17 protein-coding genes are annotated in these 17,128 nt (G+C 65.3%); 3 read left to right on the top strand and 14 right to left on the bottom strand.

The annotated features are described in order from the left end of the window. Together FFS68_RS13905 and FFS68_RS13910 are read right to left on the bottom strand one after the other, a co-directional pair. On the bottom strand, window positions 1–1,257 hold a 1,257-nt coding region (locus tag FFS68_RS13905), incomplete at its 3' end, for a terminase family protein (protein ID WP_137753798.1). Continuing rightward, window positions 1,254–1,808: a hypothetical protein gene (locus tag FFS68_RS13910; RefSeq protein WP_137753799.1), complete on the bottom strand. Its 555-nt coding sequence runs from the start codon at window positions 1,806–1,808 to the stop codon at window positions 1,254–1,256. The genes FFS68_RS13910 and FFS68_RS13905, both read right to left, overlap by 4 nt. 251 nt (window positions 1,809–2,059) lie before the next feature. On the opposite strand from FFS68_RS13910, the gene FFS68_RS13915 reads away from it, so the two are divergent. After that, window positions 2,060–2,266 (top strand): hypothetical protein, encoded by a 207-nt coding sequence (locus FFS68_RS13915; protein ID WP_137753800.1) that lies wholly within the window; start codon window positions 2,060–2,062, stop codon window positions 2,264–2,266. Window positions 2,267–2,299: 33 nt separating this feature from the next. Here the strand turns inward: FFS68_RS13915 and pip are convergent, their stop codons facing one another. Both pip and FFS68_RS13925 read right to left on the bottom strand, forming a co-directional pair. Further along, window positions 2,300–3,391 carry a prolyl aminopeptidase gene (gene pip, locus FFS68_RS13920; protein WP_137753801.1) on the bottom strand — a complete coding sequence of 364 codons (1,092 nt, stop codon included), beginning with the start codon at window positions 3,389–3,391 and terminating at the stop codon, window positions 2,300–2,302. 78 nt (window positions 3,392–3,469) lie between these two features. Next, window positions 3,470–4,195, bottom strand: a complete 726-nt coding sequence (locus tag FFS68_RS13925; protein WP_137753802.1) for a 2OG-Fe(II) oxygenase — start codon at window positions 4,193–4,195, stop codon at window positions 3,470–3,472. 146 nt (window positions 4,196–4,341) lie between these two features. Here FFS68_RS13925 and FFS68_RS13930 point away from each other — a divergent pair, with 146 nt between their 5' ends. Next, window positions 4,342–6,000: a M28 family metallopeptidase gene (locus FFS68_RS13930; RefSeq protein WP_137753803.1), complete on the top strand. Its 1,659-nt coding sequence runs from the start codon at window positions 4,342–4,344 to the stop codon at window positions 5,998–6,000. Window positions 6,001–6,228: 228 nt separating this feature from the next. Here the strand turns inward: FFS68_RS13930 and pnp are convergent, their stop codons facing one another. The 7 genes from pnp to FFS68_RS13965 form a co-directional block, all read right to left on the bottom strand. Continuing rightward, window positions 6,229–8,532, bottom strand: a complete 2,304-nt coding sequence (pnp, locus tag FFS68_RS13935) for a polyribonucleotide nucleotidyltransferase (RefSeq protein WP_137753804.1) — start codon at window positions 8,530–8,532, stop codon at window positions 6,229–6,231. A 192-nt stretch (window positions 8,533–8,724) separates the two neighbouring features. Beyond that, a complete protein-coding gene (gene rpsO / locus FFS68_RS13940) occupies window positions 8,725–8,994 on the bottom strand; it encodes a 30S ribosomal protein S15 (protein ID WP_088440451.1) in 270 nt (89 codons plus the stop codon). Between the two features lie 26 nt (window positions 8,995–9,020). Continuing rightward, window positions 9,021–9,977 carry a tRNA pseudouridine(55) synthase TruB gene (gene truB, locus FFS68_RS13945; protein ID WP_137753805.1) on the bottom strand — a complete coding sequence of 319 codons (957 nt, stop codon included), beginning with the start codon at window positions 9,975–9,977 and terminating at the stop codon, window positions 9,021–9,023. A gap of 32 nt (window positions 9,978–10,009) precedes the next feature. Further along, window positions 10,010–10,429 carry a DUF6491 family protein gene (locus FFS68_RS13950; protein ID WP_212742356.1) on the bottom strand — a complete coding sequence of 140 codons (420 nt, stop codon included), beginning with the start codon at window positions 10,427–10,429 and terminating at the stop codon, window positions 10,010–10,012. Between the two features lie 50 nt (window positions 10,430–10,479). Next, a complete protein-coding gene (locus tag FFS68_RS13955; protein WP_137753806.1) occupies window positions 10,480–10,764 on the bottom strand; it encodes a hypothetical protein in 285 nt (94 codons plus the stop codon). 8 nt (window positions 10,765–10,772) lie between these two features. Then, the gene (locus FFS68_RS13960; RefSeq protein ID WP_137753807.1) at window positions 10,773–11,315 is read right to left on the bottom strand and encodes a GNAT family protein; all 543 of its coding nucleotides are present in this window, start codon (window positions 11,313–11,315) and stop codon (window positions 10,773–10,775) included. Then, window positions 11,308–11,910 (bottom strand): thymidine kinase, encoded by a 603-nt coding sequence (locus FFS68_RS13965; protein ID WP_137753808.1) that lies wholly within the window; start codon window positions 11,908–11,910, stop codon window positions 11,308–11,310. The genes FFS68_RS13960 and FFS68_RS13965 overlap by 8 nt, the downstream gene beginning before the upstream one ends. A 227-nt stretch (window positions 11,911–12,137) precedes the next feature. On the opposite strand from FFS68_RS13965, the gene FFS68_RS13970 reads away from it, so the two are divergent. Continuing rightward, window positions 12,138–13,556 (top strand): wax ester/triacylglycerol synthase family O-acyltransferase, encoded by a 1,419-nt coding sequence (locus tag FFS68_RS13970; protein WP_137753809.1) that lies wholly within the window; start codon window positions 12,138–12,140, stop codon window positions 13,554–13,556. 34 nt (window positions 13,557–13,590) lie between these two features. Here FFS68_RS13970 and rbfA read toward each other — a convergent pair whose 3' ends face one another. Genes rbfA through infB form a run of 3 tightly spaced genes read right to left on the bottom strand, consistent with a single transcriptional unit; the run spans window position 13,591 to window position 17,123 of the window. Continuing rightward, a complete protein-coding gene (rbfA, locus tag FFS68_RS13975) occupies window positions 13,591–13,989 on the bottom strand; it encodes a 30S ribosome-binding factor RbfA (RefSeq protein WP_137753810.1) in 399 nt (132 codons plus the stop codon). Beyond that, on the bottom strand, window positions 13,986–14,543 hold the full coding sequence (locus FFS68_RS13980; protein WP_137753811.1) for a DUF1697 domain-containing protein: 558 nt from the start codon (window positions 14,541–14,543) through the stop codon (window positions 13,986–13,988). The genes rbfA and FFS68_RS13980 overlap by 4 nt, the downstream gene beginning before the upstream one ends. A gap of 36 nt (window positions 14,544–14,579) precedes the next feature. Then, window positions 14,580–17,123, bottom strand: coding sequence for a translation initiation factor IF-2 (gene infB, locus FFS68_RS13985; RefSeq protein WP_137753812.1), 2,544 nt, complete (start codon window positions 17,121–17,123; stop codon window positions 14,580–14,582). Window positions 17,124–17,128 lie beyond the last annotated feature (5 nt).

Consider the following 17,128-nt stretch of genomic DNA (forward strand, 5'->3'; position numbering starts at 1 on the left):
CCCCGGCCCCGCATAACCCCCGCCAATCTGTAACCCGCACAGCTGATCCTCCAGGTCGGCGAACGCCCCCGCATGGACCACCTGCCCGCGCTCATATGCCAGCGCCACCGGCTCCGCGCGCCGCGCCTTGCCGACGCTGGCGTGCACCGCGCGCGCCGGCAGCCGGGCATCGGCCTGCGCCAGCGTCGCCGCGACCATCTCGCCCCCCATATTGCTCTCCGCGACCACCTGCTCGGCGCCCCAGCGCGCCGCCGCCGCGGCCGCGGCCTGCGCCCACAGTCCCGGCGGTGCGCGCTCGACGCTCGCATCCTCGACCACCGCCAGCCGCCCGTCGCGCAGCAACGCCGCGACGACGATCCCGCATGCATCGCCATGCGACGTCGCGGGCGGATCGACCCCGATCACCACCCGCACCGGCTTGCCGATGCTTGCCGTATCGACCCTGCACCGGTCGACCAGCGCGCGCGTCCACAGCGCGCCTTCGACATCCTCCAGCAATTCGCCGTCCAGTTCCTGCCGCCCCAGCCGGGTGCCGCCGTATTGCGCGACCATATGGGTCACGAAACTCCGCGGCAGGTGAGGATTCTCGGCCGTCCGCCCCAATGTCGTGATGCATCCCGGCACCGCCGCGACCGTCGCCATCAGCGGCACCGGGCGCGGCGTTGTCGTCACCAGCACACGCGGCATGTCGCCCAGCCGCATGCCGAGCATCAGATTGTCCCACGCCGCGGCGCCGCCCTGCGGCCATTTCGCCAGTTCGTCGCACCACGCGACATGATGTTCCGGGCCGCGCAGATTCTCGGGCGCCCCGGCCGAAAACAGCGTCGCCACCGCGCCGCTGTCGAAATACAGCTCGCGCAGCTGCTGGCGCCATTTCGGTTTTTCGTCGGCGCGCGCGACCGCGATCAGGCCGCTCGGCCCTTCGATCATCACGCGCATTCCGTCCTTCTCGTTCGCGGCGACCAACGCGATGCGGGCGCCCGGCATGCGCCGCGCCATGTCGCTGATCCATTCGGCCCCGGCGCGCGTCTTGCCGAAACCGCGTCCGGCGCGGATCAGCCACACCGGCCAGTCGCCGGGCGGCGCGCACTGCCCGTGATGCGCCCATTGATACCAGCGTTCCTCCAGCTCATGCACATATTTGCGCGGGATTTCGCGGAGCAGGCGCACCCGTTCGGCGAGCGATAGCGCCAGCAACCGGTCCAGAATCGATTCGCCATCGTCCGACGCCAGCCGGTCGATCCACCGCGCGGTCATGGCGCATCCTGTCCCTCACCGGCGCGCTGCCGCTCGATAATATCGATCCGCCGCAATATTTCGGCGTCGGTTTCGTCCGCCGTGGGCCGCTTGCGGCTGTTCGGGCGAACGCGCTTGGCCCGCCCGCCTTCAATGCTGGCGCGATGCTTGCCCATCAGGTCGATCGCTTGCGCCACCGTCATCGCCCCCACCACCGGGACAACCACGGCATCGGCATCGCTATCGCCATTGCCATCACCGTCGCGGACGGTCTCGATCGTCAGGATCGCCCGCTCGACCAGTGCCATTTCCAGCCGGGCATAGCCGCTGTCCAGCGCCGCCTGCCACGCCTCGGCAAAATCGGGGTCGCGCCGCCGCCGTTGGTACGCCGCCGAATAGGCAAAACCAGCCACCGCCGCGGCCCGGCGCACATTGCAGCTATCGGCCAGCGTCGCCAGAAAGACCTCGATTTGATGATCGGTAATCGTCTTGAATTGCGGCTCACGGCGCCCGCCGACATCGTCGCCGCCACCCCCCTCGCCCGCTTCGTTCATCAGGTTCCGCTCGTCCATATCGCCTCGTCCAAACGCCGGTCGGGCCGGTTCACCCTTCCCCAAAAATGGAAAGGATGCCGACCCGACTCGCAATTCTTCATGATGAGATACTTGTGCCATATCAGCGTGACGATGTCAAGATAAATAACCTATATGGTTATTTCTACAACCACTCAAACACGGCGAACCGAGGCGCGGCGGGGTTCACGCGACGCAACCATCGCCGCCGTGCGGGGTAATGATGGCATGAGGCAAAGCCGTCTCGCGGAGTGAAGACTATCGAACCCAGGATCATCATTGCTTATGGCATCATCGCCTTGATGATATTGGCAGCCATCGTCGGTATCGCCTACCTGCGGCACAATAGCGCGCGGCGCCGGTACGAGCGTGACCGCTCGCGCGCCAAGCAAAGGTGGCGCGATCAGGTCGAGCAGCTCAATGCCGATGAGGACGCCATGCCGCCCTCGCGGGCATAAGGTTTCGGGCGCTTTGCGCCGCCTCGACCGGCCTTAAGTCGCCGTCGCCGCCAGCCCATCCATCACCGCGGTCAGGGCCAGCGCATTTTCGCGTTCCATCGCGCTATGCCCGGCATTGGTGACCACATAGGCCGCCGGCTCCGAACCCGCGGCGCGCAGTGCTGCGACCAGCCGTGATGCCTGCGTCAACGGGCACACCTCGTCAAAGCGGCCGTGGACGATATGCACCGGGATCGTCGCGAGCGTGGCGATATGCTCAAAGAAATGCCCCGCCGGAATGAACAGCTGGTTGGCGAAATAATGCGCCTCGATCTGGGCAAAACACAGCGCAAAATCGGCCTCGCCGAATTTGCCGGTGTCGGCGGTTTCGGGGATCATGTTGGAAATCACCCCCTCCCACAGCGACCAGGTCACCGCCGCCGCCAATTGCCGCTCGGTTTCCGCCGCGGTGGTCGGCACCATGTCGAAAATCGCCTTGTACGACGCCATCACGTCGCCGCGTTCGCCCGGGGTCAGGACGGTCAGCAGCGCCGCCCACTCATCGGGATATTTGATGTACGCCCCTGGCGCGGTCAGCGCATAGCGATCGACCTCCCACGTCGCGGCATTGCCCTGGTACAGATAGTCCAGATCCTCCGCCGCCCCCAGAAAGATCCCGCGCAGGATCAGGCTGGCGCAATGCGCGGGGTGGGCGATCGCATAGGCCATCGCCAATGTGCTGCCCCAACTGCCGCCGAACACATGCATCGCGCCCGTGATCGCCAGATGATCGCGCAATTTCTCGATGTCGCCGATCAGGTCGGCGGTGGTGTTCTTGGCTAACGCGACCGCCGGGCCGGCCGACGCGACATTGGGCTCGCTCTTGCCGCACCCGCGTTGATCGAACAGGATGACGCGGTATCGCTTCGGATCGAAAAAGCGCGCCATCGCCGGGGCGCAGGCGCCCCCGGGTCCGCCGTGCAGGAACATCACCGGTTCGCCCGCCGGGTTGCCATATTCCTCCCAGTAAATGCGGTGCGCGGGGTCCAGGTCGACCTCCAGCCAGCCGAAATTCAGGCACGGCGGCTGCGGATAGACCCAGTCGTCGCCGATCTTGCTGCTCGCCTGAAGCCGGGAAAAGTCCATCGCTGCCGTCCTCGCTAATACCGCCGGGAAAGCACCGGCTTAACCGCCGCAGCCGCCATGTCCACCCGGCAGGCGGGATTAGGCGGCGTCGTGAAAAATCACCCCCAGCGTGTGGCGCCGCCCCGACCGGACCTCGCTCACCCCATGGCGCATCGCCACCCGGTAATCGCCGCGGCTGCCCGCCACCGGCCGCTCATTCACCGCGAATATCACCGCATCGCCCTGGCCCAGCGGCACCACCGCCGCGCGCGACTGCATCCGCGGCCGCTGCTCGGTCAGCACAAACTCGCCGCCGTCAAAATCCGTCCCCGGCGCCGACAGCAAGACTGCGACCTGCAACGGAAATACCTCGGCCCCATACAGGTCACGGTGCAGGCAGTTGTAGTCGCCCGGCCCATATTCCAGCAGCAGCGGCGTCGGCCGCGCCTGCCCCGCGGCATGGCAATGCGCCAGATAGTCGCCGTGATCAGTCGGAAAGCCCGCCTCGCGCCCCATCCGCTCGTGCCAGCGATTGGCGACCGGCGCCAACCGGGCATAAAGCGCCCCGCGCAACGCCGCGACCAGCGGCGGCAACGGATAGGCGAAGTAACGATATTCGCCGCGCCCGAACCCGTGCCGCGCCATCTGGACATGGCTGCGGAACAGCGCTTCCTGACCGTATAACGCCGATGTTTCGTCACATTCGGCGATCGAGAGCAGCCCAGGCAAGACCGCCCAACCTTCCCGATCGAGTGCGGCGCCGATGGCGTGCCAGTCCAGCGCGCCGATGCGCGCCGCGACGGCGGTGTCGATCATCTCTGTCATGCCGGGACCCCTGCCACGCCGCCGCCCCGGCGACGCTCCGTTTCTTGCGGCCAAACGACGAACCCGCCGCGTGGCGGTTTGCGCGCTTCAATGCCGCCCCAAAAGCGCCTAGGCTGGCGGCGTACCAACCGGGAAGCCTTCGCCTTATGACCCTACGCCTCGCCGCCGCCTCGCTCCTCGCGGCCCTTTCGGTCCCCGCGGTCGCGCAAACCGCGCCCACCATCGACGCCGCCAGGCTCACCGAAACCGTGCGCACCCTCGCCTCCGACCAGTTTCAGGGCCGCGCGCCCGGAACGATCGGCGAAGAACGCACGATCGGCTATCTGATCGGTCGGCTTCAGGCGCTCGGACTCGAACCCGCGGGCGCGGACGGCGGCTGGACCCAGCCAGTGCCGTTGCTGCACACGCGCCTCGGGACCGCCACGACGCTCGCCTTCGACCGCAAGGGCGCGGCAACGCCGCTCACCTTCGGCACCGACATCTATGTCTCGACGCTCCAACCGAAGGATCAGGCGGTCGTTGATAACGCCCCGCTGGTGTTCGTCGGCTACGGCGTCACCGCACCCGAACGCGGCTGGGACGATTTCAAGGGTCAGGATCTGAAGGGCAAGGTCGCGGTCTTCCTGATCAACGATCCCGATTTCGTCGCGGCCAGGGGCGAGGACAGATTCGGCAAGTTCGGCGGGCGGACGATGACCTATTACGGCCGCTGGACCTACAAGTTCGAAGAGGCGGCGCGGCGCGGCGCGATCGCGGCGCTGATCGTCCACGACACCGAAGGCGTCGGTTATGGCTGGAACGTCGTCAAAAGCGGCGGCGGCGAAAATTACGGCCTCGTCGTGCCGCCCGAAAAGGTGACGAGCCTGGCGCTGCAAGGCTGGATCTCGGGCGAGACCGCGACCACTCTCTTCGCGAACGCCGGACAGGATCTGGCAAAGCTGCGCATCGCCGCGCGCCGCAAGGATTTCAAGCCGGTCAATCTCGGCACCAGTTTCAACGCCGCGATCCCGGTGACGCAGGCGGTCGTGCAAAGCCAGAACGTCCTCGCTCGAATTCCCGGCGCCAAGCGCCCCGACGAGGTTGTGATGTATGGTGCCCACTGGGATGCCTATGGCGAAGGCGCGCCCGACGAGGCAGGGCGCATCTATCGCGCCGGTGCCAACGACGACGCGCTCGGCGTCGCGGGACTGTTCGAAATTGCCCGCGGCTTCAAGGCCGCACCGCCGCCCGACCGCAGCATCGTCTTCGCCTTCTGGACCGCCGAAGAACGCGGACTGCTCGGCTCCGAAGCCTATGCCCAAAACCCGATCTTCCCGGTCGAAAAGACCGTCGCCAACTTCGGTCTCGACATCCTCCAGACCGCCGGAAAGGCAAAGGACGTCGTCCTCGTCGGCAAGGGACAGGGCAGTCTCGAAGACGACCTCGCGCGCGTTGCTGCGACCCAAGGCCGCACCGTCTCGGTGGAGAGCCTCCCCGAACGCGGCCTCTTCTACCGCGCCGACCATTTCAGCATGGCCAAGCGCGGCGTCCCCGTGCTGCTGATGATGGGCATCGCCGGCGCCTCCGACCTCGTCGACGGCGGCAAACCCGCCGGGCAGGCGTGGGTCGATGCCTATACCGGCAAATGCTATCATCAGGCGTGCGACGCCTGGAGTCCGGACTGGAACCTCGACGGCGCGGTGCAGGATATTTCGCTGTTCTACACAATCGGCGACGAGCTCGCGCGCTCGGCACGCTGGCCCGACTGGAAAGCGGGCAGCGAGTTCAAGGCGATCCGCGATCAGAGCGCCGCGGCGCGCAAATAGCGCGATGTGCTTATAATCTGATCCCATCGTCCCGTTCGTGTCGAGCGTAGTCGAGACACCCTTCGTCGTTGCGCTACACCGATGGGTATCTCGACTTCGCTCGACACGAACGGAAACTGAGGTCGTGGTGATTTAGGACACCAAGTGCTTGCACCGCGTTTGCGGCGGCAGCGCAACAAAAAAGGGGCCGCCGAAGCAGCCCCTTTCCTTGTTCGATAAACCGAAGGCTTAGTCCTTCAGGAAGTCGGGCACATGGCCCTGATCTTCCGGGCCTTCGTTGCGTTCGCGGCGCGGGCCGCGATCGCCGCCGCCATCGCGACGCGGACCACGGTCGCCGCGACCGCCACCGTCACCGCGCGGGCCACGGTCGCCGCCGTCGCGACGCGGGCCGCGAGGACCACGGTCGCCGCCTTCACGCGGCGGGCGGGTGTCTTCCAGCTCGGCGCCGGTTTCCTGATCGACGACGCGCATCGACAGGCGAACCTTGCCACGCTGGTCGATCTCGAGCACCTTGACCTTGACCTCCTGGCCTTCGCTCAGGACGTCGGCGACCTTTTCGACGCGCTCATTGGCGATTTCGGACACATGGACGAGACCGTCCTTGCCGCCCATGAAATTCACGAACGCCCCGAAATCGACGAGGTTGACGACCTTGCCGTCATAGATTTTGCCGACTTCGGCTTCTTCGACGATGCCCGAAATCCATTTGCGCGCGGCTTCGATCTGCGCCGGGTCGCTCGACGAAATCTTGATCAGACCTTCGTCGTCAATGTCGACCTTGGCGCCGGTGGTCGCGACGATCTCGCGGATCACCTTGCCGCCGGTGCCGATGATGTCGCGGATCTTCGCCTTGTCGATCTGCATCGTTTCGATACGCGGCGCATAGTCGGACAGCTCGGTGCGGGCTTCGCCCAGCGCCTTCGCCATTTCGCCCAGGATGTGCGCGCGGCCTTCCTTGGCCTGGTTCAGAGCGGCTTCGAAGATCTCGCGCGTGATGCCCGCAATCTTGATGTCCATCTGCATCGTGGTGATGCCTTCGGACGTGCCCGCCACCTTGAAATCCATGTCGCCGAGGTGATCTTCATCGCCCAGGATGTCCGACAGGATCGCGAAATCCTTGCCTTCGAGGATCAGGCCCATCGCGATGCCCGAAACCGGACGCTTCAACGGCACACCGGCATCCATCATCGCAAGCGAACCGCCGCAAACCGACGCCATCGACGACGAGCCGTTCGACTCGGTGATGTCGCTGGTGATGCGGATCGTGTAGGGGAACTCGTCCTTCGTCGGCAGCACCGCGTGCAGCGCACGCCATGCCAGCTTGCCATGGCCGATGTCGCGGCGGCTGGGCGCCCCGAAGCGGCCAACTTCACCGACCGAATAGGGCGGGAAGTTATAGTGCAGCATGAAGTTCGAGTACGACAGGCCATTCAGGCCGTCGATCATCTGTTCGCTGTCCTTCGTGCCGAGCGTGCAGGTTGCGATCGTCTGCGTCTCGCCGCGGGTGAACAGCGCCGAGCCGTGGGCGCGGGGCAGGAAGTGCGTTTCGGCGACGATCGGACGAATCTGCGTCGTCGTGCGGCCGTCGATGCGCTTGCCGTCCTTGAGGATGGCGCCGCGCACGATTTCGGCTTCCAGCTTCTTCATCAGCTTGCCGGCGGCCATCTGGTCCTGCGGCGCGGCGTCGGCGAAAGCGGCCTTGGCAGCGGCGCGGGCTTCGTTCAGCGCGTTCGAGCGGGCCGATTTGTCGGTCAGCTTGTACGCGGCGGCGATGTCCTTGCCGATCAGCTTCTTCAGCTTGTCCTTGGCGGCGGTCAGATCGCTCTGCTCGGCCATGTCCCAGGGATCCTTGGCAGCCTGTTCGGCCAGCTTCACGATCGCCTTGACGACGTCCTTGCACGCGTCGTGCGCGAACAGCACGGCGCCGAGCATGATCTCTTCCGACAGCTCGTTGGCTTCGGATTCGACCATCATCACCGCGTCATAAGTGGCGGCAACGACCAGATCGAGGTCGCCTTCGGCAACCTGCGCGTCGGTCGGATTCAGGATATATTCGCCATCGACATAACCGACGCGCGCGGCGCCGATCGGACCCATGAACGGGACGCCCGAGATGGTGAGCGCAGCCGAAGCGGCGACCATCGCGAGGATGTCGGGCTCGTTATGGCCGTCATAGCTCAGCACCTGAGCAATGACGTTGATTTCGTTATAGAAACCTTCGGGGAACAGCGGACGGATCGGACGATCGGTCAAACGCGAAACCAAGGTTTCCTTTTCGGTCGCGCCGCGCTCGCGCTTGAAGAAGCCGCCGGGGATGCGGCCTGCGCCCGAATATTTTTCCTGATAATGGACGGTAAGCGGGAAGAAGTCCTGCCCTTCCTTGACCGTCTTGGCGGCGGTGACCGCGGCCAATACCATCGTTTCGCCGAGCGTCGCGACAACCGCGCCATCGGCCTGACGGGCAACCTTGCCCGTTTCGAGGGTCAGCGTTTCACCGCCCCACTCGATCGATACTTTTTTCACGTCAAACATGGAGTTTCCTTCGCCCGCCGGGCCCGATGCCGGGCGGGGCCTCTAGTTCCGGGTAATCCGACCCGGGGCGGTGCGGGGCGTCTGTGGCCCCAATGGCGGCCCCGCCGGATGCGGGAGCGGCCCTGTGGTCCGGCGAATTTGCACGGAGCCAATATGACAGCGGCCCCGGAAAACCGGGGCCGCCAGAAAATCTTACTTACGCAGACCCAGCTTCGCGATCAGTGCCTGATAGCGGCCCTCGTCCTTCTTTTTCAGATAGTCGAGGAGGCTGCGGCGCTTGTTGACCATCATCAGAAGGCCGCGGCGGCTGTGGTTGTCCTTGTGGTTCGCCTTGAAATGACCGGTCAGGTTATTGATGCGGTCGGTCAGGATTGCGACCTGGACTTCCGGCGAGCCGGTGTCGCCCTTGCTGCGGGCGTTTTCGGTGATGACTTCGGTTTTGCGCTCGGCGGTAATCGACATAATTTCATTTCCTCGAACATCATGGCTTAAAGATTGAAGCCGCGCACGACCTTCAGCGTTCCCGCCAAAGCCTCGATCAGGGCGATCGGACGATTTTGATCGTCCCGTCCCCAATAGAGCCCGTCATCCGTAGCTACCCCGGTCCAGACACGACCCTGACGGATCGCCCCTGCCGCTTCCGGGGAAAGGTTCAGAGCCGGGATGTCGACCAGCCCTGCCTCGAGCGGCAGAATTACTTCTGATTGGGCGGCGCCTTGGCCGAAAGCGTTCAATTTGTCCAGCGAAATCGCCTGGGCCAGATCGAACGGCCCGGCCTTGGTGCGGCGCAGCATGGCGACATGACCGACGGTGCCCACGGCGTGCGCGATGTCGCGCGCAAGCGAGCGGATGTAGGTGCCTTTCGAGACGTGGGCGATGAGGGTGGTGCGTTCGAGCCGCTCTCCCCGGTCCTCGTCACCCCGGACTTGATCCGGGGTCCATTCGGCGCCCGCCGCAATGGATGCCGGATCAAGTCCGGCATGACGAAGGGAGTGTATGGTGACCCCCCGCGCCTTCATCTCGACCGCTTCACCCTTGCGCGCCAGATCATAAGCGCGCTGGCCATCGATCCTGATCGCCGAATAAGCCGGCGGCACCTGTTCGATCGCGCCGGTAAAGCGCGGCAGCACCGCCTCCACTTCGGCCAGCGTCGGCCGCACGTCGCTGGTCGCCACGACCTCACCCTCGGCATCAAGTCCTGCCGTTTCGGTTCCGAACTGCACCGTAAACTCGTAAATCTTGCTCGCATCGAGCATCCGCCCGCACAGCTTCGTCGCCTCGCCCAGCGCGATCGGCAGCACCCCCGACGCCAGCGGATCGAGCGTCCCGCCATGGCCGACCTTGACCTTGCCCAGCCCGGCCTCGCGGCACACGCGCTTGACCGCCCCGACCGCCTGCGTCGATCCGAGTCCCAAAGGTTTGTCGAGAATGATCCAGCCGTTCATCCCGCGGCGCTAGGGCCACCGCAGGGCCACTGTCAATTTGCGCCGGGTTTGTCGCCCATGATGTCTTTTGACTTGTCGCGCCGGGACGGCGGCCCTGCAGAGGTGGTGAAGGACGACAGCGGGCAGCGTTCGCCGCGCACCACTATGGTGGAAAAGCGGTCGAGCCGTCCCGCCCCGCGCGTTTCGACGCCAATCGCCGACGCGAAATCGGCGTCGCGGCAATATCCCGCGAAGGTGCCATAATACCAGTTGCCACGGCGGTCCTGGATCCAGATGCCGCGGCCGCGGTCGGCTTGCCAATTGCGGATCGAGCTGTTGCTGGGAAAGACGATGCTCGCCTCGACGCCAGGCGCGCGCGGCGCGTCGGCGGTTTTTGCGGCAGGCTCGTTGGCCGCCGCCGCAGAAAGGGGAAGCAAAGCGGCGGCCAGGGAGAGAGCGAGATTCGATATCATGGCGATCACCCTAGGGTGCCGCGTCTGAACTTGCGCTGACCGGCCGCGCGTCAAACTGCCGCACGCGCGCGGCGCCGGGCGAACGGCCACAACAGCAGCGCCGTGACGGCCAGGGTGCTGCCAAAAAACAGCCACTTGTGCGGATCGACGGTGAACGGGCTCCAGAACAGCAGGAGGTTAGTCGCATGGCCGATGAACAACGCGCGCCACAGCGCACGCGGCGTGCGCCCCCACCAGCGCCGCGCCGCAAAACGATCGATCATGAAAGCGAACAGGACGGTCACCGCGGTGCATGCCAGCCACGCCAAAACCAGGAAAATCAGGATAACGCCCATGGAAGCGTCTATGCGCGGTCGGACCAATCCTCGGCAAGCAGGCCAAATAACCCGGTACTCCGCACATAGCCGGTCCAGGTGATCCGCTCGCCGCGCAGGACGCCTTCTTTGACCGCACCGAGTTTGGCGACCGCCGCCTGCGAGCGCGCGTTGCGCTCGTCGATGCGAAATTCGATGCGGCGGATGCCAACCGCGAACGCATGATCGATCATCAGCTTTTTCAAACGCCCGTTGAACCCGGTGCCGCGCGCCGCGGGGTGGATATAGCTGTTGCCGACCTCGACCGTCTGCGCCGACATATCGGGGCGCAGCCAGGCGGTCATGCCGACCAGCGTGTCGCCGTCCATGATCGCATAGGCCATGCGGCCGATGCCGCCGATCAACGCGTCAAAGCTCTGGTCGAAATGACCGGGACCAAAACTCGACGAATAGATCGCCCAGATGTCGGGGTCGGCGGCGCAGGCGGTGCGCAGCGCCGCACGATGCGCTTCGGTCAGCTTGACGAGTTGAAGGTCGCCGTCGGCCAGGTCGACGTAAAGCCGGTCAAGCATCGGTCAACGCCGCCGCGGCCTCGCGCCGTTTCGCCATAAAATGCCGCCGGCACATCGCGACATAGCGGTCGTTGCCGCCGATCTCGGTCTGCGCGCCCTCGACCACGGCGCGCCCGCTCTCATCGACGCGCAGGTTCATCGTCGCCTTGCGCCCGCATTCGCACACCGCCTTGAGTTCGACGAGTGCGTCGGCGATGCCGAGCAGCGCCGCCGATCCGGGGAACAGCTCGGCCGAAAAATCGGTGCGCAGGCCATAGCAGAGCACCGGAACCCCCTCCTCATCGGCCAGCCGCGCAAGCTGGAACACCTGGCTCCTGGACAGAAACTGCGCCTCGTCGACCAGCACACAGGCCAGCGGCCGTTCGGCATTTTCCGCCGTCGCCGCCGCCCACAAATCGCTGTCGGGATCGAATTTATGCGCCTCGGCCATCAATCCGATGCGGCTGGTCACCTGCCCCTGGCCGTAACGATCGTCGAGCGCCGCGGTCCACAGCATCGTTTCCATACCGCGCTCGCGATAATTGAAATCCGCCTGCAGCAGCGTCGTCGATTTGCCCGCGTTCATGCTGGCATAGTAGAAATAGAGCTTGGCCATGGGGGCGTCGATAAACTGTTCGCCTGCCGCCGCCAATCACCAAACTATCGTCACCCCGGAGTTGATCCGGGGTCCATTTGGCGCCGGCGGTAGTGGACCCCGGATCAAGCCTGTCCTGAGCTTGTCGACGGGTCCGGGGTGACAAAGAGTGGGCCGCTTGACTCGCCCCCACCCCGCTTTCATGCTGGACATCAAAAGATGCAGCACAAACAGTGGGGAGAGCTGCCATGCGCCTGATGCCGGTGACCGACGCGATGTTTTTGGTCGCGGAAACGCGCGAGACGCCGATGCATGTTGGCGGGGTCAATCTCTACACCCTGCCCGACAAGGTCGACGAAACCGAGTGGCTGAACGAGATGCTCGCGCTGCTGCGCCAGCAGGAAGGACTGCGCCGTCCGTTCAGCGAAGTGCTCAAGCTGACGCCGCTCGGCCAGTACGGCCCGATCCGCCTGGTGCCCGACAAGGACATCGACATGCACTATCATGTCCGCGCCGCCGCGCTGCCCAAGCCGGGGCGCTATCGCGAGATGTTCGAACTCGCCTCGCGGCTCCACGGCACCTTGCTCGACCGCACCCGCCCGATGTGGGAAATCACCCTGATCTCGGGCCTGCCCAACCGGCAGATCGCGACCTATTTCAAGATCCACCACGCCTTTATGGACGGTGCCAGCTCGATGCATTTCACCAATGCGATGCTGAGCAACGACAAGAGCTATAAGCCCACGGCGTCGCCGATGTCGGTCGAAGTCTATGAGGCCTATAAGCGTCAATTCCCGACCGCGAAAAAACCGCCGACCCCCAGCATCACTGACCTGAAAGCCATCGGTGCTTTTCTGAAGGAACAATGGGGCAACAGCGTCGGGGTCAGCAAGGCGCTCAACCAATATGCCGCGGCGATGTTCGGGCTGGGCGGCGGCGACCTCACCACGCCGTGGGGCGGGCTGCCGCGCACGAGTTTCAACCGCAACATCACCGGGGCGCGGCGTTTCGTGGCGCAAAGCTGGTCGCTGGAGCGGGTCCGGGCCATGGGCAAGGCCTATGACGGGACGATCAACGACGCGGTGCTCGCGATGTGTTCGGGGGCGATGCGCAAATATCTACAATCGCTGAACGAGCTGCCCGACAAGCCGCTCAAAGCGATGGCCCCGGTGTCGATCCGCGCCAAGGACGACATCGATTCGGGGAACTCGGTCGCCGCCGTCACCGCGAACCTCGCGACGCATATCGACGATCCTGCCGAACGGATGCGGACGATTCAGGCGTCGATGAACGCCGCGAAGGCACAGCTGCGCGAAATGACCGCGCAGCAGATCCAGATCTATACCGCGATCACCCAGATGCCGCAGATGCTGACCGCGCTGACGAGGACGGCGGACAAATTCCCCGCGTACAGCGTCACCATCTCGAACGTCCCCGGCCCCCGCGAGCAGCTGTATTGGAACGGCGCGCGATTGGACGGCATGTACCCGGCCAGCATTCCGGTCGACGGCATGGCGATGAACATCACCCAGGTATCGAACAACAAGAATATCGATTTCGGTATCACCGCCTGCCGCCGCAGCGTGCCGCATGTCCAGCGGCTGATCGACTATCTGGAGGATGCGCTGGTCGAGCTGGAAGAAGCGGCGGGGATCAAGGGGAAATAGGCCTTCAAACGACCTCGTCATTTGGGGGCGAGGGCTATTCGCCCTCACCGCTCGCCAAATCGCGCTTCACCTTTGGGTCGCGCAGCAGTTTCTCGATATGGCTCGCCTCGTCGAAACTTTCATCCGACAGAAATTTCAGCTTCGCGGCATATTTCATGCTCATCTTTTCAGCGACGCTCTTTTGCAGCCAGGCGGTATTGGTGCGCAGCGCCTTGAGCACCGCGGCCTCATTCTTGCCGAGCAGGGGTTTCACGAACACCGTCGCGTGGCGCAGGTCGGGCGACATCCGCACTTCGGTGATGCTCACCGGATGCTTGGCCAGCAGCTCGTCATGGGCGTCGCCGCGCGCCAATATGTCCGACAGGATATGGCGCACCTGTTCGCCGACGCGCAGGACGCGGACCGAGGGGCCCTTGCTCTCTACCGCTTTCATGCCGCACCCTTCTCCATTTCGTCCAGTTTCGCCACGATCCGCGCGATCGAACGCAGGTTGCGCGCGGTGCCCTTATGCTCCAACCGGCGCTCGATCATCCGCGCGGTCAATTTGCTCTCGCCCACCCCATCGCCATAATCGATAAAGAGCGCCCGGTCGCCCAGCGCGACGCGCTCATTGGGCTTGATCCACTTGTCGGCCGCCAGCGCGTCGAACTGCGCCGCCGTCGGCTGCCCGTCGAGGAACATCGTGTGGACGAACCGATCCTCGTTGGCCCCCGCGAACGGATTGTCGGCGATCGCCGCGGCCAGCTCGTCGCGGCTGCGCACCAAAGCGGCGCAGTGCATATCGAACCGGTCATCGACCATCAGCGTCAGCTTTTCCTCCAGCCCGCGCGTCGGCCGCGCGGGGTGCGAAAAAATGACATTGCCGCTGGCGACCACCGTCTCGACGTTAGCAAAACCCTCGGCCTCGAACGCGGCGCGCAGGTCGGCCATCGTCAACCGGTTGCCACCGACATTGATGCTGCCGAACAGGGCGACGTAGCGGGCCATGCAGGCGCCTCCTGATCCGCACGAAGCGAGCGCTGGTTACAGCGTCCGTTCGCGCAGTTCGACTTCAAAGACTTCCAAATTGTCGCCCGCCTTGATGTCGTTGGTATCCGACAATACGACACCGCACTCCAGCCCGGCGCGCACTTCGGCGACGTCGTCCTTGAAACGGCGCAGCGAAGCGATCGTCGTGGCCGACACGATGACGTCGTCGCGGGTAAGGCGCGCGTGCAGCCCCTTGCGGATGACGCCCTCGAGCACCAGCAAACCAGCGGCCTTGTCGCGCTTGCCGGCCGGGAAGACATCCTTGACCTCGGCGCGGCCGACGACGGTTTCGATCCGCTCCGGCCCCAGCTCGCCCGCCATCTCTTTGCGGATCTCGTCGGTCAGGTGATAGATGACGTCATGATACATGAAGCGCACTTTTTCGCGCTTCGCAATGTCGCGGGCCTTGGCGTTCGGGCGGACGTTAAAGCCGATGATCGGCGCCTTGGTCGCCGCCGCCAGCGTCACGTCGCTTTCGGTGATCGCGCCGGCGCCCGACTGAAGGACGCGGACGCGGATCTCGTCGGTCGACAGCTTGTTCAGCGCATTGACGATCGCTTCGACCGATCCCTGCACATCGCCCTTGATAACCACCGGGAACTGGATGACATTGGCCTTGTCGGCCAGCGCTTCGAACATCCCCTCCAGGCTGACCGGCGCCTGCACGGTGCGCTTCTTGAGCGCCTCGCCATGACGATAGGCCGCCACTTCGCGGGCGCGCGCTTCATTTTCGACCACGGTCAGCGTATCGCCTGCCATCGGCACACCGCCAAGGCCCAGGACCTCGACCGGCATCGACGGACCGGCGGTCTTGATCTGCTGGCCCTGATCGTTGACGAGCGCGCGGACGCGGCCGCTCTCGGCACCGCAGACAAAGATGTCGCCGACCTTGAGCGTCCCGCGGCGAACGAGGATCGTCGCCACCGGACCGCGGCCCTTGTCGAGCTTCGCCTCGACCACGGTGCCTTCGGCGGCGCGGTCGGGGTTGGCTTTCAGCTCCATGATCTCGGCCTGCACCGCGATCGCGTCGAGCAATTTGTCGAGACCGGTCTTCTTGAGCGCCGAGACTTCGATATTCTGGACGTCGCCGCCCATTTCTTCGACGACCAGCTCATGTTCGAGCAGGCGTTCGCGGACGCGCTGGGCGTTGGCGCCTTCCTTGTCGATCTTGTTGATCGCGACGATGATCGGCACACCCGCCGCCTTGGCATGGTGGATCGCCTCGATCGACTGCGGCTTCAACCCGTCGTCGGCCGCCACCACCAGGATGACGATGTCGGTGACATTGGCGCCGCGCTGGCGCATTTCGGTAAAGGCTTCGTGGCCCGGGGTGTCGAGGAAAGTCACCAGCGACCCGTCCGGCGTCGTCACCTGATACGCGCCGATATGCTGGGTAATGCCGCCGGCCTCGCCCGCCTGCACATTCGCGCCGCGCAGCGCGTCGAGCAGACTGGTCTTGCCGTGATCAACATGGCCCATGATCGTGACGACCGGGGCGCGCGACTTCAGATGCTCGGCATCGTCGACATCTTCGTCATGACGAATGTCGATATCGCTCTGGCTGACGCGCTTGATCTCGTGCCCAAACTCGGTGACGAGCAATTCGGCGGTATCCTGATCGATCGTGTCGGTGCTGGCCGACGGACTGCCCATCTTGAACAGCGCCTTGATCAGGTCGCCGGTCTTTTCGGCCATGCGGTTGGCCAGATCCTGGACCGTTATGCTTTCGGGCACAACGACTTCGCGAACCTGCTTTTCGCGCGGCCCCGACGCGGCGGTGTGCGAACGCTTTTCCTTTTCGCGGGCACGCTTCAGCGCCGCGAGGCTGCGCGCGCGCGCGCCTTCGTCATCGTTCAGCGCCCGGGTGACGGTCAGCTTGCCCGACTGGCGACGGCTGTCGCCGCCACGGCTGACCTTGGGGTCGGGACGCTTGGGTTCGGGACGCTTCGGCGCTTCGATCGGGGTGAAACGGCGCGGTGCCGGCGCGGCACTCGTCGTGCTGCGCGGCGCGGCGGTTTCCTGCGGTGCGGCGGCCGCAGGGGTTTCGGCCGCGACCGGTTCCGCAGCAGCGGGCGCGGCAGCCGGGGCGGTTTCGGCGACCTTGGCTGCCGCCTGTTCCACGCGCGCTTCGACGCGCTGTTTCTCGTCCTCGACGGCGCGCGCGCGCGCGGCCTCTTCGCGGCGGCGCGTTTCCTCTTGCGACGTCATGCGCGCTTCTTCGGCCTCGCGCAGCAATTGCGCCTGGCGTTCCTGACGCGACATCAGGCTGTCATTCTCGCTCGCGCGCGGCGCGGCGGGCTTCGGGGCCGGAGCGGGCGCCGGGGCCGGGGCGGGCGCCGGAGCGGCCTCGACTTCTTCGGCGACCGGTTCGGGCGCGGGATCGCCGGGACGACCGAGCACGCGGCGGCGCTTCACCTCGACCACCACCGTATTGCGGCGGCCGTGGCTGAATTGCTGCTGCACCTGTCCGGCCTCGACCGTCCGCTTCAGCCCCAGGGGCTTGCGGGTCAGGGTCGGTTTGTCCTGTTCGTCACTCATCGAAA

This window comes from Sphingopyxis sp. L1A2A, assembly GCF_005502465.1.
Classification (GTDB): domain Bacteria; phylum Pseudomonadota; class Alphaproteobacteria; order Sphingomonadales; family Sphingomonadaceae; genus Sphingopyxis.

Coding starts and splice junctions, on each gene's coding strand:
- pip (WP_137753801.1), bottom strand. CDS start 3,391: ATGGACTTTTCCCGGCTTCAGGCGAGCAGCAAGATCGGCGACGACTGG.
- FFS68_RS13980 (WP_137753811.1), bottom strand. CDS start 14,543: ATGGCCCGCTACGTCGCCCTGTTCGGCAGCATCAATGTCGGTGGCAAC.
- FFS68_RS13930 (WP_137753803.1), top strand. CDS start 4,342: ATGACCCTACGCCTCGCCGCCGCCTCGCTCCTCGCGGCCCTTTCGGTC.
- FFS68_RS13965 (WP_137753808.1), bottom strand. CDS start 11,910: ATGGCCAAGCTCTATTTCTACTATGCCAGCATGAACGCGGGCAAATCG.
- FFS68_RS13970 (WP_137753809.1), top strand. CDS start 12,138: ATGCGCCTGATGCCGGTGACCGACGCGATGTTTTTGGTCGCGGAAACG.
- truB (WP_137753805.1), bottom strand. CDS start 9,977: ATGAACGGCTGGATCATTCTCGACAAACCTTTGGGACTCGGATCGACG.
- FFS68_RS13960 (WP_137753807.1), bottom strand. CDS start 11,315: ATGCTTGACCGGCTTTACGTCGACCTGGCCGACGGCGACCTTCAACTC.
- FFS68_RS13910 (WP_137753799.1), bottom strand. CDS start 1,808: ATGGACGAGCGGAACCTGATGAACGAAGCGGGCGAGGGGGGTGGCGGC.
- rbfA (WP_137753810.1), bottom strand. CDS start 13,989: ATGAAAGCGGTAGAGAGCAAGGGCCCCTCGGTCCGCGTCCTGCGCGTC.
- pnp (WP_137753804.1), bottom strand. CDS start 8,532: ATGTTTGACGTGAAAAAAGTATCGATCGAGTGGGGCGGTGAAACGCTG.
- rpsO (WP_088440451.1), bottom strand. CDS start 8,994: ATGTCGATTACCGCCGAGCGCAAAACCGAAGTCATCACCGAAAACGCC.
- infB (WP_137753812.1), bottom strand. CDS start 17,123: ATGAGTGACGAACAGGACAAACCGACCCTGACCCGCAAGCCCCTGGGG.
- FFS68_RS13925 (WP_137753802.1), bottom strand. CDS start 4,195: ATGACAGAGATGATCGACACCGCCGTCGCGGCGCGCATCGGCGCGCTG.
- FFS68_RS13955 (WP_137753806.1), bottom strand. CDS start 10,764: ATGGGCGTTATCCTGATTTTCCTGGTTTTGGCGTGGCTGGCATGCACC.
- FFS68_RS13950 (WP_212742356.1), bottom strand. CDS start 10,429: ATGATATCGAATCTCGCTCTCTCCCTGGCCGCCGCTTTGCTTCCCCTT.